At 71.7% G+C, this 24,058-nt stretch carries 26 protein-coding genes and 1 pseudogene; 6 read left to right on the top strand and 21 right to left on the bottom strand.

What is annotated here, in order from left to right:
* Nucleotides 1-3: 3 nt before the first annotated feature.
* Entirely contained in the window at nt 4-1,200 is a 1,197-nt protein-coding gene (locus tag FHX81_RS28835) for a M50 family metallopeptidase (protein WP_141981161.1), read from the bottom strand.
* 1 nt (nt 1,201) lies between these two features.
* Nucleotides 1,202-2,422 carry a 1-deoxy-D-xylulose-5-phosphate reductoisomerase gene (gene dxr / locus FHX81_RS28830; protein WP_141981160.1) on the bottom strand — a complete coding sequence of 407 codons (1,221 nt, stop codon included), beginning with the start codon at nt 2,420-2,422 and terminating at the stop codon, nt 1,202-1,204.
* 155 nt (nt 2,423-2,577) lie between these two features.
* On the opposite strand from dxr, the gene FHX81_RS28825 reads away from it, so the two are divergent.
* Nucleotides 2,578-2,853 (top strand): GlsB/YeaQ/YmgE family stress response membrane protein, encoded by a 276-nt coding sequence (locus FHX81_RS28825; protein WP_141981159.1) that lies wholly within the window; start codon nt 2,578-2,580, stop codon nt 2,851-2,853.
* 70 nt (nt 2,854-2,923) lie between these two features.
* Here FHX81_RS28825 and FHX81_RS28820 read toward each other — a convergent pair whose 3' ends face one another.
* From FHX81_RS28820 to FHX81_RS28805, 4 genes are read right to left on the bottom strand one after another with little or no spacing between them, the layout of a single operon-like run.
* Nucleotides 2,924-3,574: a response regulator gene (locus FHX81_RS28820; RefSeq protein ID WP_141981158.1), complete on the bottom strand. Its 651-nt coding sequence runs from the start codon at nt 3,572-3,574 to the stop codon at nt 2,924-2,926.
* Nucleotides 3,575-3,577: 3 nt separating this feature from the next.
* Nucleotides 3,578-5,218 carry a sensor histidine kinase gene (locus tag FHX81_RS28815; RefSeq protein ID WP_141981157.1) on the bottom strand — a complete coding sequence of 547 codons (1,641 nt, stop codon included), beginning with the start codon at nt 5,216-5,218 and terminating at the stop codon, nt 3,578-3,580.
* 20 nt (nt 5,219-5,238) lie between these two features.
* The gene (locus tag FHX81_RS28810; RefSeq protein ID WP_141981156.1) at nt 5,239-5,853 is read right to left on the bottom strand and encodes an ABC transporter permease; all 615 of its coding nucleotides are present in this window, start codon (nt 5,851-5,853) and stop codon (nt 5,239-5,241) included.
* Nucleotides 5,850-6,101 (bottom strand): hypothetical protein, encoded by a 252-nt coding sequence (locus FHX81_RS28805; RefSeq protein ID WP_246108014.1) that lies wholly within the window; start codon nt 6,099-6,101, stop codon nt 5,850-5,852. Before FHX81_RS28805 ends, FHX81_RS28810 begins: the two co-directional genes overlap by 4 nt.
* 206 nt (nt 6,102-6,307) lie before the next feature.
* On the opposite strand from FHX81_RS28805, the gene FHX81_RS28800 reads away from it, so the two are divergent.
* The gene (locus FHX81_RS28800) at nt 6,308-6,565 is read left to right on the top strand and encodes a DUF2631 domain-containing protein (RefSeq protein ID WP_246108013.1); all 258 of its coding nucleotides are present in this window, start codon (nt 6,308-6,310) and stop codon (nt 6,563-6,565) included.
* Between the two features lie 113 nt (nt 6,566-6,678).
* Nucleotides 6,679-7,080 carry a hypothetical protein gene (locus tag FHX81_RS41400; protein WP_141981155.1) on the top strand — a complete coding sequence of 134 codons (402 nt, stop codon included), beginning with the start codon at nt 6,679-6,681 and terminating at the stop codon, nt 7,078-7,080.
* Nucleotides 7,081-7,295: 215 nt separating this feature from the next.
* Here the strand turns inward: FHX81_RS41400 and rlmN are convergent, their stop codons facing one another.
* Complete coding sequence (gene rlmN / locus FHX81_RS28790) at nt 7,296-8,402, bottom strand: dual-specificity RNA methyltransferase RlmN (RefSeq protein ID WP_141981154.1); 1,107 nt, start codon at nt 8,400-8,402, stop codon at nt 7,296-7,298.
* Nucleotides 8,403-8,534: 132 nt separating this feature from the next.
* On the opposite strand from rlmN, the gene FHX81_RS28785 reads away from it, so the two are divergent.
* Nucleotides 8,535-9,188, top strand: a complete 654-nt coding sequence (locus tag FHX81_RS28785; RefSeq protein WP_141981153.1) for a PadR family transcriptional regulator — start codon at nt 8,535-8,537, stop codon at nt 9,186-9,188.
* A 1-nt stretch (nt 9,189) separates the two neighbouring features.
* Here FHX81_RS28785 and FHX81_RS28780 read toward each other — a convergent pair whose 3' ends face one another.
* Complete coding sequence (locus tag FHX81_RS28780) at nt 9,190-10,173, bottom strand: aldo/keto reductase (RefSeq protein WP_141981152.1); 984 nt, start codon at nt 10,171-10,173, stop codon at nt 9,190-9,192.
* Between the two features lie 24 nt (nt 10,174-10,197).
* Nucleotides 10,198-10,944, bottom strand: a complete 747-nt coding sequence (locus tag FHX81_RS28775) for a class I SAM-dependent methyltransferase (RefSeq protein ID WP_141981151.1) — start codon at nt 10,942-10,944, stop codon at nt 10,198-10,200.
* A 55-nt stretch (nt 10,945-10,999) separates the two neighbouring features.
* On the opposite strand from FHX81_RS28775, the gene FHX81_RS28770 reads away from it, so the two are divergent.
* Nucleotides 11,000-11,818: a VOC family protein gene (locus tag FHX81_RS28770; protein ID WP_141981150.1), complete on the top strand. Its 819-nt coding sequence runs from the start codon at nt 11,000-11,002 to the stop codon at nt 11,816-11,818.
* Here FHX81_RS28770 and FHX81_RS28765 read toward each other — a convergent pair.
* The 5 genes from FHX81_RS28765 to rpsB all read right to left on the bottom strand — a co-directional run bounded on the left by FHX81_RS28765 (nt 11,815) and on the right by rpsB (nt 15,973).
* Nucleotides 11,815-12,681, bottom strand: a complete 867-nt coding sequence (locus tag FHX81_RS28765) for a phosphatidate cytidylyltransferase (protein ID WP_141981149.1) — start codon at nt 12,679-12,681, stop codon at nt 11,815-11,817. The two genes, FHX81_RS28770 and FHX81_RS28765, sit on opposite strands and share 4 nt — an antisense overlap.
* A 65-nt stretch (nt 12,682-12,746) precedes the next feature.
* Nucleotides 12,747-13,304, bottom strand: a complete 558-nt coding sequence (gene frr / locus FHX81_RS28760) for a ribosome recycling factor (protein WP_141981148.1) — start codon at nt 13,302-13,304, stop codon at nt 12,747-12,749.
* A 46-nt stretch (nt 13,305-13,350) separates the two neighbouring features.
* Nucleotides 13,351-14,061 (bottom strand): UMP kinase, encoded by a 711-nt coding sequence (gene pyrH / locus FHX81_RS28755; protein ID WP_141984185.1) that lies wholly within the window; start codon nt 14,059-14,061, stop codon nt 13,351-13,353.
* Nucleotides 14,062-14,200: 139 nt separating this feature from the next.
* Nucleotides 14,201-15,016, bottom strand: coding sequence for a translation elongation factor Ts (gene tsf / locus FHX81_RS28750; RefSeq protein ID WP_141981147.1), 816 nt, complete (start codon nt 15,014-15,016; stop codon nt 14,201-14,203).
* Between the two features lie 90 nt (nt 15,017-15,106).
* Entirely contained in the window at nt 15,107-15,973 is an 867-nt protein-coding gene (rpsB, locus tag FHX81_RS28745) for a 30S ribosomal protein S2 (RefSeq protein WP_141981146.1), read from the bottom strand.
* A 351-nt stretch (nt 15,974-16,324) separates the two neighbouring features.
* Between rpsB and FHX81_RS28740 the strand changes: the two are divergent.
* Nucleotides 16,325-16,690 (top strand): annotated as a pseudogene (locus tag FHX81_RS28740) (M23 family metallopeptidase); the annotation flags it as partial.
* 656 nt (nt 16,691-17,346) lie between these two features.
* Here FHX81_RS28740 and FHX81_RS28735 read toward each other — a convergent pair.
* The 7 genes from FHX81_RS28735 to FHX81_RS28705 form a co-directional block, all read right to left on the bottom strand.
* Entirely contained in the window at nt 17,347-18,345 is a 999-nt protein-coding gene (locus FHX81_RS28735) for a FliA/WhiG family RNA polymerase sigma factor (RefSeq protein ID WP_170232202.1), read from the bottom strand.
* Nucleotides 18,320-19,297, bottom strand: a complete 978-nt coding sequence (locus tag FHX81_RS28730; RefSeq protein WP_211363590.1) for a tyrosine recombinase XerC — start codon at nt 19,295-19,297, stop codon at nt 18,320-18,322. Before FHX81_RS28730 ends, FHX81_RS28735 begins: the two co-directional genes overlap by 26 nt.
* A gap of 33 nt (nt 19,298-19,330) precedes the next feature.
* A complete protein-coding gene (gene dprA, locus FHX81_RS28725; RefSeq protein WP_141981145.1) occupies nt 19,331-20,479 on the bottom strand; it encodes a DNA-processing protein DprA in 1,149 nt (382 codons plus the stop codon).
* Nucleotides 20,480-20,876: 397 nt separating this feature from the next.
* On the bottom strand, nt 20,877-22,388 hold the full coding sequence (locus FHX81_RS28720; protein WP_141981144.1) for a YifB family Mg chelatase-like AAA ATPase: 1,512 nt from the start codon (nt 22,386-22,388) through the stop codon (nt 20,877-20,879).
* Nucleotides 22,388-22,741, bottom strand: a complete 354-nt coding sequence (locus FHX81_RS28715) for a YraN family protein (protein ID WP_141981143.1) — start codon at nt 22,739-22,741, stop codon at nt 22,388-22,390. The genes FHX81_RS28720 and FHX81_RS28715 overlap by 1 nt, the downstream gene beginning before the upstream one ends.
* 195 nt (nt 22,742-22,936) lie before the next feature.
* Nucleotides 22,937-23,260, bottom strand: a complete 324-nt coding sequence (locus tag FHX81_RS28710; RefSeq protein WP_033431454.1) for a DUF2469 domain-containing protein — start codon at nt 23,258-23,260, stop codon at nt 22,937-22,939.
* A complete protein-coding gene (locus FHX81_RS28705; protein ID WP_141981142.1) occupies nt 23,260-24,054 on the bottom strand; it encodes a ribonuclease HII in 795 nt (264 codons plus the stop codon). Before FHX81_RS28705 ends, FHX81_RS28710 begins: the two co-directional genes overlap by 1 nt.
* Between the last annotated feature and the right edge of the window lie 4 nt (nt 24,055-24,058).

Raw genomic sequence — 24,058 nt, 5'->3', positions numbered from 1 at the left:
TGATCACTGGAAGAGCTTGATGGGGTTGACGATGTCCGCGGTGATCGTCAGCAGCGTGACCGAACCGCCGATGAAGATCACGAAGTAGGTCAGCGGCAGCAGCCGCAGGTAGTTGACCGGCGCTCCCTCGGGCAGGCCGCGGAGCTTCCGGATCCAGTTTCGCACCCGTTCGTACAGGTTGACGGCGATGTGACCACCGTCAAGCGGCAGCAGCGGCAGGAGGTTGAACACACCCACGAAGAAGTTCAGCCCCGCCAGCATCAGCCAGAACAGCTGCCACAGGCCCCGGTCGACGGCCTCGCCGCCGAGCCTGCTCGCGCCCACCACGCTGACCGGGCTGTCGACGTCGCGCTCCCCGCCGCCGATGGCCTCGATCACGGCGGGGATCTTCTGCGGGAACCGCAGCAGGCCCTGCCAGGTGTTCTCGAACATCACGCCGGTGAACTTGGTCGCCCCGCCGACCGCGGTGAGCGCGTTGTACTCGAAGACGCGCTGCTGGACGACGCCGATCGCGCCGACCTCGGACGTGTAGCGCGTGCCGTCCTTGCGCTGCATCTCGCGCTCGACCCGGGCGACGTCGGCGGTGAGGGTCAGCTCCTCGCCGTCGCGCAGCACCCTGAACTCGGTCGGGCCGGCCTGCTCGCGCGTCTTGGTCAGCACGTCACCCCAGGTGGGGGTGGTCACGCCGGCCACGGCCACGATCTCGTCGCCGACCCGGAAGCCCGCGTCCTTGGCCGGTGCGGGCGCACCGGGCGCGCACTCGGCGTCGGTGCTGCTCTGCACGCACGGGGTCACCTCGGCGACCAGCGCGCTGTCGCGCAGGTTCGGGATGCCCATGGTGAAGGCCATGAAGTACAGGATGATGAAGCCCACGATGAAGTGGGTGATGGAGCCCGCGGAGAGCACCACCACGCGCTTCCAGGTCTTCTGCCGGTTGAACGCGCGGTGCCGGTCTTCCGGCGCGACGTCCTCCAGCGCGGTCATGCCGGTGATCTCGCAGAAGCCGCCCGCGGGGATCGCCTTGAGGCCGTACTCGGTCTCACCGCGGCGGAAGGACCAGATCTTCGGCCCGAACCCGATGAAGTACCGGGTCACCTTCATCCCGAACATCTTCGCCGTGGCCAGGTGGCCGAGCTCGTGCAGCGCGATCGAGATGCCGATGAGCAGGGCGAACAGCAGGATGCCCAGAAAAACGAGCACGTCAGTCCCTTCCAGACCCCACCGAAGTGGCCACGAGTTCCCGCGCCCGCGCCCGGGCCCATTGCTCCGCCGCGAGGACTTCGTCGACGTCGACCGGCTCGTGCGCCCAGCCGTCCGCCTCCGCGAGCACCCGTTCGACAGTGTCCACGATGGAGGTGAACGACGTGCCGCCGTCGAGGAAGACCGCGACCGCTTCCTCGTTCGCCGCGTTGTAGACCGCCGGCAGGCAGCCGCCGCCGGAGCCCGCCTGCCTGGCCAGTCGCACCGCCGGGAACGTCTCGTCGTCCAGCGGCTCGAACGTCCACGCCGTCGCGACGTCGAAAGTACACGCGGCGGCGGCGTCCGGGACGCGGTCGGGCCAGCCCAGGGCCAGGGCGATGGGCAGCTTCATGTCCGGCGGGCTGGCCTGGGCGAGCGTGGAGCCGTCGGTGAAGGTGACCATCGAGTGCACGATCGACTGGGGGTGCACGACCACGTCGATGCGGTCGTAGGGCACGCCGAACAGCAGTTGCGCCTCGATCAGCTCCAGGCCCTTGTTGACCAGGGTGGCCGAGTTGACGGTGATGACCGGGCCCATCGACCACGTGGGGTGGGCCATGGCCTCACGCGCCGTGACGCCGTCGAGCTCGGCGCGGGCGCGGCCGCGGAACGGGCCGCCGGAGGCGGTGAGGACGAGCCTGGCGACCTCGTCGGCCCGACCGCCGCGCAGGCACTGGGCCAGCGCGGAGTGCTCGGAGTCGACCGGCACGAGCTGGCCGGGCCGGGCCGCCTTGAGCACCAGCGGGCCGCCCGCGATCAGGGACTCCTTGTTCGCCAGGGCGAGCGTGGCGCCGGTCTTGAGCGCGTGCAGCGTCGGCGCCAGGCCGATGGAGCCGGTGATGCCGTTGAGCACCACGTCGGCGGGCGTGGAGTCGACCAGGTCGGTCATCGCGGTCGGGCCGGCGAGGATGCGGGGCAGCTCGAAGGCGCCCTCGGCGTAGCCGCGCTTCTGCGCCTCGGCGTAGAGGGCGAGCGTGACGTCCTCGACCGCGGTGGCGCGCGCGACGGCCACGGCCCGGACCCCGAAGTCGACCGCCTGGGAGGCGAGGGCGGCCGGGTCGGCGCCGCCCGCGGCCAGGCCGACCACGGTGAACCGGTCGCGGTTGGCGGCGATGACGTCGAGGGCCTGGGTGCCGACCGACCCGGTTGACCCGAGGACCAGGACCGTGCGTGGTGTGCTCATCACCCACCATTGTGGCCGAGCCGACCTGATAGGCCGCACAGCGGTACTTCGATAACAGAACGGTAACGGAGGCGTGGTCTCACTCGAACGTGGGCATTCCTCGATCAAGCGCCCGACGGATCCGCCCGTCGCGGCCATCAGGAAGGAGAGCCCCCGTGGGCATCTTGGGTTGGATCGTCCTCGGCCTCATCGCGGGTGCCATCGCCAAGGCCATCATGCCAGGTCGCGACCCGGGCGGCATCATCATCACGATGTTGCTCGGCATCGTCGGCGCCATCATCGGCGGTTTCGTCGGCCGCGCGATCTTCGGGACCGACATCAACACGTTCTTCGACCTGAGCACCTGGCTGCTCGCCATCCTCGGCTCGCTGATCGTCCTCGGCATCTACCGCATGGTGACCGGCAACCGGGGCAACCGCGCCCGGGCATGACGCTCGGAGCTGATGACCACTTCGGGTGTGCCCCGTCGAGACATCGACGGGGCACACCCCTTTGCACGGCCTAGTTGGCCAGGCCGGCGTCACGCGCGAGCAGGGCCGCCTGCACCCGGTTGGTGAGCCCGAGCTTGGCCAACAGCCTGCTCACGTAGGTCTTCACGGTCGCTTCGCTCATGTGCAGCGTCTGCCCCACGTCCGCGTTGGACATCCCCTGACCGAGCAGGGACAGCACCTCGACCTCGCGCTCGGTCAGCCCTTCCACCTGGCGCATGGCCTCCTGCCGGCGCGGCTGGCCGACCTGCGCCACCATGCCCACCACCCGGCTCGTCACCATGGGTGACAAATATGCCTCGCCCGAGTGAACCGCGCGCACAGCGCGCAACAACTCCTCCGGCGCCGAGTCCTTCAGCAGGAACCCGGCCGCGCCGTCGGACAGCGCCCGGACGATGTTGTCGTCCTCGCCGAACGTGGTGAGCATCACCACCCGCACGGACGGCGCCGCGGTGCGCAGCTCGCGCGCCGCGGCCAGGCCGTCCAGGCGGGGCATCCGGATGTCGAGCACGGCGACGTCCACCCGCCGTTCCAGGGCGATCCGGACGGCTTCGCGCCCGTCACCGGCCTCGGCGACCAGCTCGATGTCGTCGGCGGTGCCGAGGATGGCCTTGATGCCCGCGCGCATCAGCGGCTCGTCGTCGGCGATGAGGACCCGGATCAACGCTCACATCCCCTGCAGGTGGGTTTTCTTCTCGACGAGCTTGCCGCCCGCGAAGCAGAACCGCACGATCTTCGTCCCCCGCGAGGAGTAGGTCTGCACGTCGGCCACGCGGTACTGGCACGTCGCCCCGGCCGGTTCGGGCTCGGAGTCGGACTTGATGTCGCCCAGCGGCGGCTCGGCGCCGCCCGGCAGCTTCGCCATCACCTCGGCCTCCGGCTGCCCGACCGCCACCGAGTCGTACAGCTCCTCCGACACCACCTTGGTGATGGGCTGCGACCCTATCCACGTGTAGCCGCCGACGACCACGAGCACCACGATCCCGGCGAGCACGATGGAGCCGACGCCCGCCCACTTGCGGATCCCGGTCGGCTTGGCCGGCGCCTCCACGTCCACCGGATCGTCGGACGGCTCGTCGCCCGCCGCGGCGGTGTCCTCGTAGGGCAGCACGGCCGCGATCCGGAACCCGCCCGCCGGCAGCTCGCCGACGTGCAGCATCCCGCCCGCCAGCCGCACCCGCTCGCCGAGCCCGACCAGCCCGAACCCACCGCCGCTCGGCAGCTTCGCGCGGGGCGGGTTGTTGCGCACCTCCACCACCAGCGCGTCCGGCTCGTACTTCACCGTCACCTGCACGCTCGCGCCCGGCGCGTGCTTGTTGGCGTTGGTCAGGCCCTCCTGGGCGATGCGGTAGGCGGCGTGGCTGACCTTCACGGGCAGCGGCACGGGCTGGCCGCCGCGGACCAGGCTGACCCGCACGCCGGCCCGCCGCGCGCCGTCGACCAGCTCGTCGATCGCGTCCACCGTGCGACGCACCTGGTCCTCTTCCGGCTCCTCGTCGCGCCGGAGCACGCCGATGACGCCGCGCAGCTCCTCCATCGCGGTGAGGGCCGCGCTGCGCAGCACCCGCACCGCCTCGCGCTGGCGCTCGCCGAGGCCGGTGTCCAGGGCCAACGCGCCCGCGTGCACCGAGATGAGGCTGAGCCGGTGGCCGAGGCTGTCGTGCATGTCCTGGGCGATCCGGTTGCGCTCGCGCAGCCGCACCTGCCGCGACACCATCCGCCGCTCGCGCACCACCCGTTCCTCGCGCTCCTGCAGGGCCGCGACCAGCGCGTTGCGCTGCGCCGCGTACCGGCCGACCAGGAACGGCAGCGCCACCACCATGCAGTAGACGGTCAGCATCACCCACTGGCCGAACGGCCCCGAGAGGCCGGGCGTGGACACGCCCCACGCGAACATGTGCAGGGCGAGGGCGAGGACGGCGGTGAGCAGCGACCGCTGCCACGGTGCGATCCGGTAACCGGCGGCGTAGGACAGCATCACCACCAGCGCGATCCCGCCGTGCTCCGCGCTGAAGACGACCCACGTGGCCGTCAGCAGGGCCAGCGCCGGGAACAGCAGCCGGGTCAGGTAGATCAGCACGTACCCGGCGCCCAGGGCCATCGTCATCCAGCCGGACGCCCGCCAGTCGCCCGAGATCCAGCCGGGGAACACGTCCAGGCCGAGGAACACCAGGATGGCCAGCACCTCGCGCCCCACCCGCCACGGCGTGACCTGGCCGAGGCGTTCGGCGTGGTCGCGGAGGAACGCGGCGGGCGCCTCCCGGAGGTCCGGCAGGTCGGGCCGGAGCCGCTGAACGACAGACGTCACAGGACACCACGGTAGGAGACCTACCCTCCCGCGTGCCGCGTTCCTTGGTCTCGACCACCGCCGACGAAAGTTGACGCAGGTGACGCGCGCCGTGCCCGCCAGGCGACCACGAGCACGCCCGCGACCAGCAGGGCCGCGCTCACCGCCACCATCGCCGTGGACAGCGCGACGATCTCCGGCGACACGCCCCGGCGACCGGCCTGCGCGTAGACGAACACCGGCAGCGTGGTCGAGCCGACGCCGGTCGGGTAGCTCGACGCCACCACGTCGTCGAACGACAGCAGGAACGCGAACGCCGCGCCGGCCGCCACCGCGGGCGCCACCAGCGGCAGGCTGAGCAGCACCGTCCACGCGTTCCGGCCGGGGAAGGCGCGGCGCAGGCCGAACGCGGCGAGCGTGCCGATGACCGTGGCGACGACCGCGCTCGCCGCCGCCAGCCGCAGGCTCAGCCCGAGCGCGTCGAGCACGCGCGAGTCGCGCACCAGCTCGGCGTACCAGCGCAGCGACAGTTCCGTCACCCGGCTCAGCGACCGCGAGTCGTTGAACGACACCAGCGCGAGCCACGCGATCGGCGCGTAGAGGAACGCGAACACCAGCGCGGCGACCGCGCCCAGCGCCCACGGTCGGCGGTTCACAGCACGTCCTCCCCGCGCCGGCCGCGTGCCAGGAGCACGACCGCCACCAGGACCAGCAGCACCACCGCCATCGCCGACCCCAGCGGCCAGTTGTTGCCGCCGCGGAACTGGTCGTCGATCACGCTGCCGAACGTCGACTGGTCCACCCCGCCCAGCAGCTTCGGCGTGACGAAATCACCCGCCGACGGCACGAACACCAGCAGCGACCCGGCCAGCACGCCCGGGAACACGCCCGGCTGTTCGGTCAACCTCGTCGCCCTTCTGGGCAGTCGGGCTGCCCGGTCCGGCCTGGCGGGGTGCGGCGAACACGCGGCGAACACGCGCGAGGGCCGAGGGTGGACGCCACGGCGGTGCCGCGCACCTCACGTCCCGGGTGGCGCGGCGGTGTGGGACGATGACGCCGACAGCGAACCTGATGGGGTTGAACGTGATCGGGCAGGAAGGTCGTGCGGCTGTGTCTTCGTCCTCGGAACTGGACAAGCGTCCGTCGGTCGACCCCCACGAGGAGCCTTCGGCCGAGTGGGGTTGGCACGGCACGTTCCCCAAGGGCATCAAGATCGCGGGCTGGCTGTCCACCCTGGGCGTGTTCGCCCTGCTGATCGGCAACCACCACGGCCGCACCGAGAACATCTGGGTGATCGCCACGGGCGTCACCATGGCCGCCCTGCTGATCTGGGACCAGGTCCGCAGCCGCACCTCCTGGCGCCGCTAGGCCCTCACCGCCGCCGGGTCGTCCTGACCCCGGGATACGGCATCCGCGGCGAGGCGCCTGACCCGCTTCACGCCTCGGCGGCATCGTGCCGAGTCCTGTGCCACTCGGTACCCGTGCCACACCTCGTCGAGGCCGCGAACGAGGAGCCGACCTCCCTGACCCCGACCGACGTCGTTCAGCCGGTCCGGATCAACACCATTCGAAACTTCGGACATGGGTTGCGGCTCCTACCGGGATCCACCGCGCGACAGCCCGGTGTCACGCCACTCGTGCTCGTGTTCGCCCATGTACCGCAGTACCGCCTCCCCCTCGGCGGGCAACCGGCCCGGCCGTGCCGGGCAGTCGACGACCAGTTGGCTCAGCGCCACGGGCAACACGCCTCCGACGTACCGCCGGCCGGTGAAGACGACATCGTCGTGCTCGCGCAGCAGTCCCCGCGTCCGGCGAGCCAGTCAGGGAGCGAGCACCAGCAGGTTCGGGCCGGAAAGCTGTTCGATGAGTACCGAACGCGGTAGCGGCTGGTCCTCCACCCGGCGTGGGGTCGACTTCGTCTTCGCTCCGACCGCCGACTGTGCCGGAGCACCACCGTGCGATGGCAGCAGATCAATGACCGCGTCCACACCGCCGTCCCGTACGGGCCACTTTCCGGTCAGAAGAAAGAGGCACTACCAGGAGAGTTGTCGCCCAGAAGGAAGTTTCCAGGCACACGAAACCACTCGATCGAGGAAACTCAGCCCTCGGCGGCGAGCTGGCCGCAGGCCGCGGCGATCTCCTGGCCCCTCGTGTCACGCACCGTGCACGCGACGCCCTGGTCGTTGACCCGGCGCACGAACTCCCGCTCCACCGGCTTCGGCGACGCGTCCCACTTCGAGCCCGGCGTCGGGTTCAGCGGGATGACGTTGACGTGGACCAGTTGGCCCAGGTGGCGGCGCAGCAGCTTGCCCAGCATGTCCGCGCGCCACGGCTGGTCGTTGACGTCGCGGATCAGGGCGTACTCGATCGACACCCGGCGGCCCGTGCGGTCGGCGTAGCCGCGGGCGGCTTCCAGGACCTCGGCGACCTTCCACCGCGTGTTGACCGGCACCAGCGTGTCCCGCAGCTCGTCGTCCGGCGTGTGCAGCGACACGGCCAGCCGGACCTGGAGGTTCTCCTCGGTCAGCTTGCGGATCGCGGGCACCAGGCCCACCGTCGACACGGTCACCGAGCGCTGCGAGATCCCCAGGCCGTCCGGCGCAGGGTCGCAGATCCGGTGCACCGCCTCGACCACGCGCTTGTAGTTGGCCAGCGGCTCGCCCATGCCCATGAACACGATGTTGGACAGCCGGCCGGGACCACCGGGCAGCTCGCCGTCGCGCATGGCCACCGCGCCCCGCCGCACCTGGTCCACGATCTCCGCCGTGGACAGGTTCCGGGTCAGCCCACCCTGGCCGGTCGCGCAGAACGGGCACGCCATGCCGCAGCCCGCCTGCGACGAGATGCACAACGTCGCACGGTCGGGATAGCGCATGAGGACGCTCTCGACCAACGTGCCGTCATGGGCGCGCAGCAACGTCTTGCGGGTCGTGCCGCCGTCCGCCTCGACGCTGCGCAGCTCCGTCCACAACGGCGGCATCAGGTCGCCGACGAGGCGTTCCCGGGCCGCGGCGGGGATGTCGGTCATCGCGTCGGGGTCGACGGTCAACCGGCCGAAGTAGTGGTTCGACAACTGCGCGGCGCGGAACGGCTTCTCACCGAGCGCGGCGACCGCCTCTCGACGCTGGTCGGCGGAGAGGTCGGCGAGGTGGCGCGGCGGCAGGCCGCGCTTGGGCGCGTCGAAGACGAGGGGGAGGGCAGTCATAGCGCCCTCCAGTGTCCCACGTGCGCGGAGTGCGCAGGACCACGCAGGCTGCGACCGCCATCACCGTTGCATCGCGATAGCTTCCGATATATCGTCGACACGTCGCAACCGATCGATACAAGGAGCATGACGATGCGTTTCCACGGACACGGACACCGGCACCACGACCACCGGCTCCACCGCGAGCACGGCTTCGGCGACCCACGACGGGGGTTCGGCGGCGGCGGCTTCGACCGGGGCGGCCCGTTCCCCGGCCCGCCCCTCCCGCCCGAACCGCCCGGCTTCGGCGGTCACGGCCGGGGTCGGGGGCGCGGCGGCAGGCAGCGCAGGGGCAACGTCCGCGCGGCGGTCCTCACGCTGCTCGCCGAACGCCCCATGCACGGCTACGAGATGATCCAGGAGATCGGCCGCCGCACCGACGGCCTCTGGCGGCCCAGCCCCGGCTCGGTCTACCCGACCCTGCAACTGCTGGCCGACGAAGGCCTCGTCGCCTCCACCGAGGAGGCGGGCGGCAAGAAGCTGTTCACGCTGACCGGGACCGGTCGGGACGAGGTCGCCAAGCTCGACGGCGCGCCGCCGTGGCAGCAGGTCAACGACGACCTCGACGCGCACGCCGCGAAGCTGCGCATGGCCGCGCGCCACCTGGGCGCGGCCATGCAGCAGATGGCGCACGCGGGCACGCGCGAGCAGCAGGCCCGCGCCGTCGAAGTCCTCGGCGAGGCCCGCCGCAAGCTGTACGCGATCCTCGGCGAGCTCGACGTCGAGGAGGACGGCCCGGAGGAGTGACCTACCAGCGGTCGTGGACCAGCGGCCGGATCAGCGAGTCGTACACCGCGCGCACCTCGTCCAGCGCCTCCGCCGGCAGCGGCGCGAGGTCGGCGGCGGCCGAGTTGGCCCGCGCCTGCTCGGCGTTGCGCGCACCCGGGATGACCACGGTGACACCGGGCTGGTCCACGATCCACCGCAGCGCGAACTGCGCCATGGTGGCGCCGGCGGGCACGTGGGGCCGCAGCCGCTCCACCGCCTCCAGGCCCACCTCGAACGGCACGCCGGAGAACGTCTCGCCGACGTCGAACGCGTCACCGTTGCGGTTGTAGTTGCGGTGGTCGTCGGCCGAGAACGTGGTCGACGCCGTGTACTTGCCGGACAGCAGGCCCGAGGCGAGCGGGACGCGGGCGATGATCGCCACGCCCGCTTCCGCCGCCGCGGGCAGCACCCGCTCCAGCGGCTTGAGCCGCAGCGCGTTCAGGATGATCTGGACGCTGGCGACACCCGGCCGGGCGATCGCGGTCAGCGCCTCCTCGACGGTCTCCACGCTGACGCCGTACGCGGCGATCCGCTTGGCCTCGACCATCTCGTCGAGCGCGTCGAACACCTCGTCGGTCGAGTAGACCGGGGTCGGCGGGCAGTGCAGCTGGACCAGGTCGAGCGTGTCCACGCCGAGGTTGGCGCGCGACCGGTCGTTCCAGGCCAGGAAGTTCTCGCGGGTGTAGTTCTCCGGCACCTGGTCGACGCGGCGGCCCATCTTGGTGGCCACCGTGATGCCCGCGTCGCCGCGCTCGCGGAGGAACTCGCCGATCAGCGTCTCGCTGCGACCGTCGCCGTAGACGTCGGCGGTGTCGAAGAAGTTCACGCCGGTGTCGGCGGCCGCGTGCAGCACGGCCAGCGCGTCAGACTCCTCGACCTGGCCCCAGTCCGCGCCGAGCTGCCAGCAGCCCAGACCCACGACGCCGACCTGCCGACCCAACCTGACCGCGTTCCTGTTCTCCACGGTCCGAATCCTATGTGAGCGCTATCAGGGCAGCACGATGCCGGTGGGCTTGCGCCGCACGTGCACGCGGTAGCCGACCTCGAACGACAGGCCGGGTGTGTGTGCGATGGCCTTCTCCGCGACCCCCTCGGAGAACTCGATGCGCAACACGGCCTCCAGGTCCGCACGGCGTTCGAACCGCCACAGCGCGCGCACGCGGCGCAACGAGAACCCCTGGTCGGCGAAGAACCGCTCGACGTCCACCGGGTTGTAGCGCGGCTCGTCGGCGCACAGCCACGGCCCGTACGGCTCGGCGAGGCCGTCGAGGTCCACGATCGCCAGCGCGCCACCGGGCCGCAGCACCCGGTCCGCCTCGCGCAGGCCCGGCTCGCAGCCCGGGCCGAAGAAGTACGCCGTCCGCGCGTGCACCAGGTCCGCGGTCGCGTCACGCAGCGGCAGGCGCTGCGCGGGTCCGGCCACCGCCTCGGCGTTCGGCACGTCCGCCACCCGCGCCCGAGCCCGCTGCACCAGCGGGGGGTGCGGTTCGACGCCGATCACCGACCGCGCCTCCCGCGCGAACACCGGCAGGTGGAACCCGTCGCCGCACCCGACGTCGACCACGTCCCGCCCGGTCCAGTCGCACTGCTCCCGCAGCGCGCTCCAGATGGCGCCGTCCACGTCCTGGGCGCGGTTCTCGACCTCGTAGACCTCGGGCCAGTGCCAGATGTTCGGGCTCGGCAGGACGTCGACGGGCCGGACAGCGGCCAAAGCGGCGCGGACGAATCCCTTCACGGGACGACTCTAGAGCCGTAGCGTGATCGAATACTCGGCTCGCAGGAGGTACGTGGTGTCGATCGTCCCCAATTCTCCCGCCCTGGCCGAGCTCCACCACGGCGCGCCGTGCTGGGTCGACCTCGCGACCACGGACCTCCGGGCCACGACCGACTTCTACTCGGGGCTGTTCGGCTGGACCTTCGCCGACGCGCCGGGCAACGCGATCGCGCTGGTCGACGGCGTGCCGGTGGCCGAAGTGGTGGTCGCCGCCCAGCCGAGCGCGTGGACGCTGTACCTCAACACGCCCCACGCCCGCGCCACCGCCGAGAAGGCGTTCGCGCTGGGAGGCGAGGTGCTCGGCGAACCTTCGGACACGGTCACGGTGGTCGCCGACCCGACCGGCGCGGTGATCGGCTTCCGGCACGTTCCACCCGATTGGGTGTTCGGCACGGACGGCCACGGCGCGTACGCGTGGGCCGAGCTGAACACGCGTGACGGGCAGGTGGCGGACGAGTTCTTCGGCGAGCTGTGCGGGTATGAGATCACCCAGATCGGTGACGGTCAGGCGGTGGACTACACGCTGTGGGGCGTGCAGGGGCACACCGTGCTGGGCCGCCAGCGGATGGGCCGCGCGTTCGCGCCGGGCACCCCCGCGCACTGGATGGTGTACTTCACCGCCGCACCGGAGATCGGCACCGACTCCGCCGCCACCCGGGTGCTGGAGCTGGGCGGGCGCGTCACCGTGGAGCCGTACGACACGCCGTTCGGCCGGATCACGGTCGTCGCCGACCACACCGGCGCGGTCTTCTCCGTGATCGACCCGTCCCGGACCACCCCCCTGCCGGAGGAAGACGCCACCGAGACGCGCGTGGACGACCCGTACGACGACTAGCCGGGCACGAACACATGCAGCAGCAGCCAGGCGACCACGGCGGACGGCAGCAGCGAGTCCATCCGGTCCATCAGGCCGCCGTGACCGGGCAGCAGCGTGCCCATGTCCTTGATCCCGAGGTCGCGCTTGATCAGCGACTCGACCAGGTCGCCCGCGGTCGCGGTGACGACGAGGGCCGCGCCGAACAGCACGCCCTGCCACCAGTGGCCGTCGAGCATCAGGCCGACGGTGAGCGCGCCGCCGACCATGCCCGCCACCATCGAGCCCGCGAAACCCTCCCAGGACTTCTTCGGGCTGATGGTGGGGGCCATCGGGTGCTTGCCGAACAACACGCCGGCCACGTAGCCGCCGGTGTCGGACAGGACCACGCCGATCAGGAACGCCAGGACGCGGAACACACCGTCGTCCGGCACGACCAGCATCACCGCGAAGGCCGCGAACACGGCCACGTAGGCGACCGTGAAGATCGACGCGGTGACGTCGCGCAGGTAGCCGTCCGCGCCGTCCTTCAGCCGCCAGATCAGGCACACCAGGATCGTCACCACGAACGCGCCGAGCACGCCGCCGCGCTCGTACGGCCAGGCCAGCCACACCACGGCCTGACCGCCCAGCAGCACGGGCACCAGGCCGACGCGGATGCCCGCGCCCCGCCGCAACGCGCCCGCCAGCTCGTACGTCGACACCGCGACGGCGATCGCGACGACGCCGACGAACAGCTCGCGCACCGTCAGCAGCGCGACGAGGATGACCGCGCCCAAGCCGACGCCCACGGCGATGGCCGCGGGCAGGTTGCGCCCAGCGCGTGACGCGCCCTTCTCCGGCGCGCCCTGGTCACCGCCGCCTGACACCTGTTGTGCTCCCATCACGGCCGTCCACCGACCGAAGCGCGCGGACTGCTGACCCGACCCGTCGACCCCGACGTGATCACCTAGACCTCGAGCAGCTCGGCTTCCTTGTGCTTGACCAGCTCGTCGATCTGGGCGACGTAGCGGTGCGTGACGTTCTCCAGTTCCTTTTCGGCCCTGGTGCCCTCGTCCTCACCGACCTCGCCGTCCTTGACCAGGCGGTCCAGCTCTTCCTTGGCCTTGCGGCGGATGTTGCGGACGGACACCTTGGCGTCCTCGCCCTTGCCCTTGGCGACCTTCACCATCTCCCGGCGGCGCTCCTCGGACAGCTGGGGGATCACCACGCGGATGATCGAGCCGTCGTTGCTGGGGTTCACGCCCAGGTCGGAGTCGCGGATGGCCTTCTCGACGGCGTTGAGCTGGCTGGCGTCGTAGGGCTTGATCACCGCCATGCGCGCTTCCGGGATGGCGACGCTGGCCAACTGGTTGAGCGGGGTGGGCGAACCGTAGTACTCGACCACGATGCGGGAGAACATCGAGGGGTTGGCACGGCCGGTGCGCACCGCGGCCAGGTCCTCCTTCGCCACGGACACCGCTTTTTCCATCTTCTCCTCGGCGTCGAGGAGGGTCTCGTCGATCACGGCTGACTCCCTTGGTGTGCGCAGTTCGGCTCGAATCCCAGCAGGTCTAGAAGGACGGGCGACCACCGGGGGTGCTCACCAGCGTGCCGATCTTCTCACCACGCACGGCTCGCGCGATGTTCCCCTCGGTGAGCAGGTTGAAGACCATGATCGGCATGTTGTTGTCCATGCACAGGCTGAACGCGGTCGCGTCCGCGACGTTCAGGCCGCGTTCGAGCACTTCCCGGTGGGTGATGTTGTCGAACATCAGCGCGTCGGGGTCGATCTTGGGGTCCGCGGTGTAGACGCCGTCCACGGCCTTCGCCATCAGCACGACCTCGCACCCGATCTCCAGCGCGCGCTGCGCGGCCGTCGTGTCGGTGGAGAAGTACGGCATGCCCGCGCCGCCGCCGAAGATCACCACGCGCCCCTTGTCGAGGTGCCGCATGGCCCGGCGGGGGATGTAGGACTCGGCGATCTGGCCCATCGTGATGGCGGTCTGCACGCGGGTCTCGATGCCGTGCTCGCGCTCCAGGAAGTCCTGCAGGGCGAGGCAGTTCATGACGGTGCCGAGCATGCCCATGTAGTCGGCGCGGCTGCGGTCCATGCCGCGCTGCTGCAGCTCCGCGCCGCGGAAGAAGTTGCCGCCGCCGATGACGACCGCGACCTGGACCCCGGTCCGCACGACCGCGGCGATCTGGCGGGAGACGGTCTGCACGACGTCGGGGTCGACGCCGACACCGCCGCCGCCGAACATCTCGCCGCCCAGCTTGAGCATCACCCGGCGGTAGCCGTGGACGGGCTGCTCGTCGGCGTGATCCGCTTTCGGGTGGTCTACCTCTGCGCTCACAGGTGCTCCTCTGGACACGGCAAGGGCGGGGTCGCGACGCCTGCGCGCAACCCCGCCCTCACGCGGATCAAGCCTGGCCGACCTCGAACCGGGCGAAGCGGGTCACGGTGACCCCGGCCTCGTCCAGGACAGCCTTGACGGTCTTCTTGGACTCCGTCACGGAAGCCTGCTCCAGGAGCACGACGTCCTTGAAGAAGCCGTTCACGCGACCCTCGACGATCTTGGACAGCGCCGCTTCCGGCTTGCCCTCCTCGCGAGCGGTCTCCTCGGCGATGCGGCGCTCGTTGGCCACGACGTCCGCGGGGACCTCGTCACGGGTGAGGTAGCGGGGACGCATCGCGGCGATCTGCATCGCGGCGCCGCGGGCGGCGTCCTCGTTGTCGCCGGTGTACTCGACCACCACGCCGACGGCGGGCGGCAGGTCGGCGGCACGGCGGTGCAGGTAGGTGGTCACGGTGCCGTCGAAGACGGCGACCTTGGCCAGCTCCAGCTTCTCGCCGATCTTGGCGGAGAACTCCTGGACGACCGCGTCGACGGCCTTGCCGTCGAGGTCGGTGGCCTTGAGGACGTCGACGTCCGCCGGGCGGGTGGCCTTGGCGACCGCGACGATCCGGGAGGCCAGCTCCTGGAAGTCGGCGTTCTTGGCGACGAAGTCCGTCTCGCAGCGCAGCTCGATCATCACGCCGTCCTCGGCCACGACCAGGCCGTTGGAGGTCGTGCGCTCGGCGCGCTTGCCGACGTCCTTCGCGCCCTTGATGCGCAGGATCTCGACCGCCTTGTCGAAGTCGCCTTCGGCTTCCTCGAGCGCCTTCTTGCAGTCCATCATGCCTGCGGCGGTGAGCTCGCGCAGGCGCTTCACGTCAGCGGCGGTGTAGTTCGCCATCGTGCTGAATCCGTTCCTTCTGCGTATTCGCGCGGGTGTCTGGGCGCGTGCCGCGCCCACCCCGTCGAGGTGGGCGCGGCACGCGTCGGATCAGGACTGAGGAGCGGCCTCGGTGCCCTCGGCCGGCGCGGCGGGCGCCTCGGCGGGGGCGGCAGCGGCGGGCGCGTCGGCGCCGACCAGCAGCTCCTGCTCCCACTCGGCCAGCGGCTCGTCGGTGCCGACGCCCGGCTCGGGTTTGTCGGCGCCGTCGGCGGCCTGGGTGCGCGCGCCGGAGCGCTGCATCAGACCGGCGGCGGCGGCCTCGGCCACGACCTTGGTCAGCAGCGCGGCGGACCGGATGGCGTCGTCGTTGCCCGGGATCGGGTAGTCGACCTCGTCCGGGTCGCAGTTCGTGTCGAGGATCGCCACGATCGGGATGTTCAGCTTGCGCGCCTCGCCGACGGCGATGTGCTCCTTCTTGGTGTCCACGATCCACACGGCGCTGGGCACCTTGGACATGTCGCGGATACCGCCGAGCGTGCGCTCCAGCTTGTCCTTCTCGCGGTTCATCATCAGGATTTCCTTCTTGGTGAAACCCTGGAAACCGCCGGTCTGCTCCATCGACTCCAGCTCCTTGAGCCGCTGGAGGCGCTTGTGCACCGTGGAGAAGTTGGTGAGCATGCCGCCCAGCCAGCGCTGGTTCACGAAGGGCATGCCGACGCGGAGGGCCTCGTTGGCGATGGCCTCCTGCGCCTGCTTCTTGGTGCCGATGAACAGGATCGACCCGCCGTGCGCGACCGTTTCCTTGACGAACTCGTAAGCCCGGTCGATGTAGGTCAGCGTCTGCTGCAGGTCGATGATGTAGATGCCGTTGCGCTCGGTGAAGATGTAGCGCTTCATCTTCGGGTTCCAGCGACGGGTCTGGTGCCCGAAGTGCACGCCGCTGTCGAGCAGCTGCTTCATGGTGACGACGGCCATGGCCGGGTTCGCACCTCTTCGTTCAGGCGCGCCTGGCGGTGGGCCGGCGCGCGTTCCGGTTGATCGCGGCGGACCGGGTCGGACCGCCGCCCTGGTGCCCCTGCCGCCGTCCGAACCGGAGGCAGCTCACCTCAGGACCGCCGGACGCCGTGACTCGACCACGCCGAAACTCGGTCGGATCTGCATTGGCACGCGAAGTCGCCCCGCACTCACACGGGCCGCGGATCGAGTGTACGCCGGTGGACCGGAGAACCACGAACCGGGCCCGCGAGTTGTCCACAGGCCTCCGAGTTGTCCACAGGTAGCCCGAAGCCACTGGTAGCCACGGGTGCGCCAGGCGACCCTGGGCCCATGACTCCCACCATGCGAACACTGCTGGTCCTGGCCTTGACAGCCACCGTCACGCTACCCCTGGCCCCGCAGGTCCAGGCCTCCCGCCCACCCCGCTTCGCCTGGCCACTGGCCCCACCGCACCGGGTCGTCCGCCCGTTCGATCCCCCGGCCACCGAGTACGCCCCAGGCCACCGGGGCGTCGACCTGGCCGCCGCACCGGGCAGCCCGGTCCTGGCCGCCGCCGACGCCGTGGTCGTGCACGCCGGCCCGGTGGCCGATCGCGCGGTCGTCTCCCTGCTCCACCCGGGCGGCCTGCGCACCACCTACGAACCACTGCACCCCACCGTCCACCGCGGCCAACGCGTCCGCCGGGGCACCCCGATCGGCACCCTCGACCGGGGCCACGAGGGTTGCCCGGCCGAAGCCTGCCTGCACTGGGGCGCCTTCCGCCCCACCCCACCCCGCTCCCACACCTACCTCGACCCCCTGCACCTGCTGACCAACGGCCGAGTCCGCCTCCTCCCCCACCCCACCCGCCCCCGCCCGGCTCAACCAGCCACCCACCGCGCCCAGCCACCCACCGCGCCGAGCCGCGTGGTGCCGCCATCCGCCCCTCGCGTCGCACCATCGCGCCCGCCCGACCAACCTCCAACCACCACCTCACCAGCTTCCCGCCGCCTGCTCACCCCACCTCTTCAGCCCAGCCCGTTCACGCCCAACCGGTCACCGATGGCCTGCCACCTTCCCCAGCCGGCTCGCTTACCGACTGGCTCCCGCCGTGGCCGGCCCAGCCAGTGCCGCGACCCACTCACCGCGACTGCTCGACACCAACCCGAGCCCCGCGCACGCACGCCGCGCCACGCCGCCCGAGGCCGACCGTGCGGCCCGCCGATCTACTCGCGCGTCGAGGCGCCGACCGGGTTCCGCACTCGCCACATCCGGTCATCCACCGGGCCGGGCCCGCCAGCTCGCGGCGCGCGTCACCGGACCGTGCGGCGCCATCGTGCCGGGAGTCGACCGACGCCGGTGGCGGTCGGGGGTCAGGACTCCAGCTGCTCGTTCAACTTGGTGCGCAGCCGCAGCACCGCCCGGGTGTGCAGTTGGCACACGCGGGACTCCGTGACGCCCAGGACCTTGCCGATCTCGGCCAGCGTCAGGTTCTCGAAGTAGTACAGGGTGACCACGACGCGGTCCCGCTCGGCGAGCTGGGCGATCGCGTCGGCGAGCTGGCGGCGGCTGTCCTGGTCGACCAGGGTGGCGATCGGGTCCTCCGCGCCCTCGTCGGGCAGGGACTCGGCCAGCGACGATCCCGCGCCACCGGTGCTGCGGCCGGCGGCGATCAGCTCGTCGAGGGCGACCACGCTGGTCAGTTGGAGCTGCGCGTAGAGCTCGCGCAGCTCACCCAGGCCGATCTTCAGCTCGGCGGCGAGCTCGCGGTCCGTCGGGGTGCGCTGGAGGCGACCACCGAGGCGTTCCAGGGCGCGTTCGACGTCACGGGCGCGGCTGCGGACCGAGCGCGGCACCCAGTCCTGTGAGCGCAGGTCGTCGAGGATCGCGCCGCGGATGCGCTGCATCGCGTAGGTCTCGAACTTCAGGCCGCGCTCGGGCTCGAACTTCTCGATCGCGTCGACCAGGCCGAAGATGCCCGACTGGATCAGGTCGGCCACGTCGACGTGCGCGGGCAGGCCGGTGCCGACCCGGCCGGCGACGTACTTGACCAGCGGCGCGTAGTGCAGCACCAGGCGGTCGCGCAGGGCTTGCCGGCGGGATTCGCCGTAGGTGTGCCACAGCGCGATGATCCCGGCTTCCACGTCATCGGCGGTGCGCGATTCGGATGCGGCGTGCGCCGGTCTGCCCGGCACCGCGGGCAGGGCGTGCCCGTTCGTGCGCAGCGGCTCGTCGTCGACGTGGTGACCGTTCGTCCCGGTCGGGGTGCGCGCCGCCGACGACGTCCCGACGTGCGCGGCGGAGGGAGAGGTCACGGTTGCGGTCCGCGAACCTCCCCCTGCGACGTCAGGAGCGGGGGTGGGTTCGGTCATGGATCGCCTTCAGCCGTTCGACGGTGACGTGTGTGTAGAGCTGAGTCGTTGCGAGCGTAGCGTGACCAAGAAGCTCTTGGACGGTGCGCAGGTCCGCTCCCCCTTCCAGCAGGTGCGTGGCCGCGGAGTGGCGCAGGCCGTGGGGCCCGGTGTCGGCCGTGCCGGGAACCGCACCCACTACATCGTGGACAACTCGCCTGGCGGTACGCGGGTCGAGCCGACCGCCTCGCGCACCGAGCAGCAGCGCGCGTGGTGAACGGTCGGTGACCAGGGCGGATCGGCCGTGCTCCACCCAGCGCCGTACTGCCCGTTCGGCCGGAACGCCGAACGGCACGGTGCGTTCGCGACTGCCCTTGCCCAGAACCCGAATCACCCTTTGGGAGTAGTCCACGTCGTCGAGGTCGAGACCGCACAACTCGGCGACCCGGACACCTGTTGCGTACAGCAACTCCACCACGGCTCGGTCACGCAGCGCAACCGGATCGCCCTGTTCCGCGCCTACTCCGGCAACTGCCATGGCGGCGTCGGCCTGCTCCGGCCGCAACACGGCGGGAAGCGTCCGATGGGGTCGGGGTGCGGAGAGCCGCGGGCCGGGATCGGCGGCGAGCAGACCGTCGCGGGCGGCCCAGGCGGTGAACGTGCGGGCGGACGCGGCGCGCCTGGCCATCGTCGTCCGGCTCGCGCCGGCGGAGTGCTGGGAAGCCAGCCACGACCGCAGCCCGGCCAGGTCGATCGCTTCCACGGTGGCGTTGTCGGGCGTGTCCCCGGCTAAGTGGACCAGCAGGGCGACCACGTCGCCGAGGTACGCGCGCACCGTGTGCGGCGAGAGGCCGCGTTCCATCGCGAGGTGGCGCTCGTAGCGGTCCAGAGCCGTCGCGACGTCCCCGGGCAGCGCGCGACGCAGGCGAACCAGGTCGACACGACGTGTCCGAGCGGGCGGCGGCGGGGACATAGCCCCTGACGCTGCGCCCTCGAGCGCTCTTGGTCAAGTATCGCCACGCCAACTCCCGTCCTGGGAGCGCTTCCAACCGCTTTCCGTGCGCTCGGCGAGACTGGCCAGTTCCAGTTGGGGCAACAAAGCGCGCACCCGAGCCAGTTCCACTCCGGACTCCACGGAGATCGCCTCCGGGCTGTGCCCGAACGTCAGCCCGAGCGCTTCGAAGACCCGCATCGCGTCACCCTGCGGCGGTCCGGTGTCGGTGTTCCTGGTGGCCTCGACCAGGTCGACGCCGAGCCGCCCGGTCGACTCGATGATCTCGGCGGCGCTGGTCAGCGGCAGCGCGACCCCGGCTCGCAGCAGTTCGTTGCAGCCGGACGAGCTGATCGACGTGATCGGTCCGGGGACGGCCATGAGCACGCGACCGAGCGCCGTCGTGGACGCCGCCGTGTTCTTCGCACCACTGCGCCGCCCGGCTTCCACCACCACCGTGCCCTCGGCCAGAGCGGCGATGAGGCGGTTCCGCGTCAGGAACCGATGACGTGCGGGCGTGTGCGTCGGCGGGTACTCGCTCACCACCAGGCCTTGGCTCGGGATGCGGTCCAGCAGGGCGCGGTGGGCCGCGGGGTACGCGACGTCGATGCCGCAGGCCAGCACGGCGATCGTCAGGCCGCCCGCCACGATCGCGCCCCGGTGGGCGGCACCGTCGATACCGAGGGCGGCACCGGACACCACCGTGACCCCGGCCTCGGCCAACCCGAACCCGAACTCGCCCGCGACGTGCTGCCCGTACCCGGAAGCCGCCCGACTGCCCACCACCGCGACCGCGCGTTCGGTGATCGCGGCCAGACTGGCGTCGCCGCGGACCCACAGCGCCAACGGCTCCACCCCACAGCGCAGCCCGTTGGCGGCGGCGATGGCCAAGGCGTTGAAGGGCCAGCGGGGCCACTCGTCGTCTTCGGGGATCAGCAGACGCCCACCGATCTCCGCCGCCGCCTCCAGGTCCTGCTCGGCCTGGTCCAACGCCCGCCGCGCCGACGTCTGGCTGTCGACCCCGGGAGGCACCTCACCGGCCCGGACCATCTCCGCCGCCCGCACCGGACCGACCTCCGCGACGAACCGCGCCAACGCCGCCGCCGGCGGTTCCGCCACCCGCGACAGGTAGGCACGCGCCAACCGGACCTCGTCATCGCTCACGACCACCGCCACCACTCGTCCCGACCGGGGCGGGCCGCCGGATCCGCCTTGGTTCCGGGAGGGCCGGGCTCGAGATCTCCCCGCACTGCGGAGGACGGGGAGCAGGACGAGTCGAAGGACGGCGGCGATGCGGGGGGCCGTGAGGTGGAGGGTGGCCGGCCGGGAGCTGAGGCGGTGCAGGGTGGCGACGGGGGAAGCGATGTGGTGGAGGTGGGCGCCGGGGCGGTGGAGGCGGTGGAGGCGGTGGCGAGGATCGGGGGTGCTGCGGTGGAGGCCGGAGGGGTCGAGGTCCGACTGGGAGGTGAGGCGAGGGCGCGGCTGGTGCGGGCAGGTGGGGTTGAGTGCTGAGAGGTGGTGGGTGGGGTGAGGGGTCGGGGTGGTGAGGTCGGTTCGGTGGTCATGACTTCCTGCGCTCTCGGAATTCCAGGGCGGCGGCCACGTGGTCGGCGGTCGGGCGGTCGGCTTCGGCCAGGTCGGCCAGGGTCCAGGCGACGCGGAGGCAGCGGTCGGCGCCGCGGCCGGTCAGGGCGCCCGTGGTCAGGGCTCGGTCCAGGACGGCGGTGACCGGGCGGGGCAGGGCGTACTCGCGGCGCAGGGCCGGGCCCGGAACCTCGGCGTTGGTCAGCCAGCCGTGGGCGGACCAGCGTTCGGTGGCCCTGGTGCGGGCTTTGTGGACCCGTTCGCGGACGGTGGCGGTCGGTTCCGGTGGGGAGACCTCGATGCCGCTCATGGCGGTGAGGGGCCGCATCACGACGCGCAGGTCCACCCGGTCCAGCAGGGGGCCGGAGAGCTTGCTCTGGTAGCGCCTGCGGGCCGCGGGGAGGCAGACGCAGTCGATGTCCTTCGGCGGCGCGCACGGGCACGGGTTGGTCGCCAGCACGAGCTGGAACCGGGCCGGGTAGCGGACGATGCCGTCCCGCCGGGCCAACCGGACCTCGCCCTCCTCCAGCGCGGTGCGCAGTGCCTCCAGCTTGGCCGCGCCGAACTCCCTCGCCTCGTCCAGGAACAGCACGCCCCGGTGGGCTCGGCTCATCGCGCCGGGTTTCGCCATGCCGGTGCCGCCGCCGATCAGCGCCGCGGTGGACGTCGAGTGGTGCAGCGAGATGAACGGGGGCGTGGTGACCAGCGGGGACTCCGGGGTCAGCAACCCGGCGACGGAGTGCACCGCCGTCACGCCCAGCGCCTCCTCCTGCGACAACGGCGGCAGCAGGCCAGCCAGGCGTTGGGCCAGCATCGTCTTGCCCGTCCCCGGCGGGCCGGTGAGCAGGATGTGGTGCCCGCCCGCCGCGGCGACCTCCAGGGCCCACCTCGCCTCCGGCTGGCCGATGACGTCCGCCAGGTCCGGGCCGTCCCGTGGCGGGGCCGGGGCGGGCGGGGTGGTGCGGTGGAGGCCGTGCTCGCCGGTCAGCCACGACAGGACCTCGGTCAGGGTCGCGGCCCCGCGCACCGTCATGCCCTCGACCAGCGCGGCTTCGCGGAGCACGTCCGCCGGGACGACCGCCTCGGTCAGGCCCGCCCGCCGCGCCGCCAGCAACGCCGGCAGCACACCCCGGACGGCACGCACCCGGCCGTCGAGGGCCAACTCGCCCAGCAGGACCGTGCCGGCCAGGCGCTCACCGGGGATCGTCTTCGCCGCGGCCAGCACGGCGCACGCGATGGCCAGGTCGTAGCCGGAACCGTTCTTCGGCAGCGTGGCCGGCGACAGGCCGAGCGTCACGCGCTGGGACGGCCAGTCGTGCCCGCTGTTGCGCACGGCCGCCTTCACCCGGTCCTTCGACTCGTGCAGCGCGGCGTCCGGCAGGCCCAGGAGCTGCGTCTTCACCGTCCCGACGCCGACATCGGCCTCGATCTCCACCGGAACGCCGTCCACCCCGGACAACGCCACCGACCACGTCCGCGCGAGCGCCATCACACGCCCCGCAGGTGGTGCAGCCGGACCCTGCCCTCGGGCGGCCACTCGATCGCGATCACGTCGAACCGGATCTCCACCCGGCCGACCCGGTGGGCGCTCAGCCAGCGCAACGCCGCCCGGCGGACCCGCTCCAGCTGCTCCGGCGTCACGGCCTCCAGCGGCGTGCCCCGCGAGGTGCCCGAACGGCACTTCACCTCGACCACCACCAGCCGCGCGCCGTCGGTCGCCACGACGTCCAACTCGCCGTCGTCGCACCGCCAGTTGCGCGCCAGGATCGACAACCCCTGGTGCTCCAGGTAACGGCACGCCGCGTCCTCGCCGCGCCGGCCCAACTCGGTCGCCGTGCTCATGTCCCGCTCCTCCGCGTTCGGTCCTGGTGTCGACCTTGCCGAGCGGGAGGGGGGCCGGCGACGGGGAGTTCGCCGGCTGTGGACAACTTCAGGGGCTGTGGACAGCGCGCGGAGAATCGTCGGTATCGCGTGCTATGGGCGAAAGACGCAAAGGGGCCCGCCCCCTTCGGGCGGGCCCCTGCGACTTTGCGGGTGTCAGGAGTTGAACGGACCGTCCTCGGGCAGCCTCAGCTCGGGTTTGTCCAGCTCCTCGACGTTGACGTCCTTGAAGGTGATCACCCGGACGTTCTTCACGAACCGGGCGGGGCGGTACATGTCCCACACCCACGCGTCGGACATCCGCACCTCGAAGTAGACCTCGCCGTCCGCGTTGCGGACCTGCACGTCCACCGAGTTGGCCAGGTAGAACCGCCGCTCGGTCTCCACGACGAACGAGAACTGGCTGACGATGTCGCGGTACTCCTTGTACAGCGACAGCTCCATCTCGGTCTCGTACTTCTCGAGATCCTCTGCACTCATTACGCCTCCGCGCGGGTAATCATCGAATCCGCGCCCCTCCTCGTCGCGAGCCTGCCACCGCTGGTCTGCGGGGTTGTCCCATTCTGGACCACGGCGGCGGCGACCACGCCGCGCGCCACCCGGTGCGGCGGTTCCAGCCCGTGCCGTTGCGCCGCGGCGGCCACGTTCGCATACGACCAGCGGTGTTGCGCACTCGGGCCGTGCTCCGCCAGCGCCGCCGCGTGCTCGGGGGTGCTGTAGCCCTTGTGCACGTCGAACCCGTAGACGGGCAGTTCCTCGTGCAACCCGGCCATGATCCGGTCCCGCGTGACCTTGGCCAGCACGGACGCCGCCGCGACGCACGCGGCCACCCGGTCGCCCTTGACCACCGGCATGTTCGGCGCGGTGAGACCCGGCACCGGGAAGCCGTCCGTCAAGACGTACCCAGGATGTGCACCCAATCGTGCGACGGCGCGCCGCATGCCCTCGATGTTCGCCACGTGCACGCCGATCAGGTCGACCTCGGCGGCCGGGACCACGATCACCGCGTAGTCCCGCGCCCGCTTGAGCACCAGGTCGTACATCCGGTCCCGCGCGGCGGCGGTGAGCAGCTTCGAGTCGGTGAGCCCGTCGAACTTCGCCGCGTCACCCGGCTTGAGCACGCACGACGCCACCACCAGCGGCCCCGCGCACGCGCCCCGACCGGCCTCGTCCACGCCGGCCACCGGGCCGAACCCGCGCCGGTCCAGCGCGGCCTCGAACGCCCAGATGCCCGCGGTCTGCCGAACCTGGACACGAGGCGGCTTGCGGATCACCTGT

The organism is Saccharothrix saharensis, assembly GCF_006716745.1.
GTDB classification, from domain to species: domain Bacteria; phylum Actinomycetota; class Actinomycetes; order Mycobacteriales; family Pseudonocardiaceae; genus Actinosynnema; species Actinosynnema saharense.
This window is presented reverse-complemented; position numbering and strand designations above follow the sequence as displayed.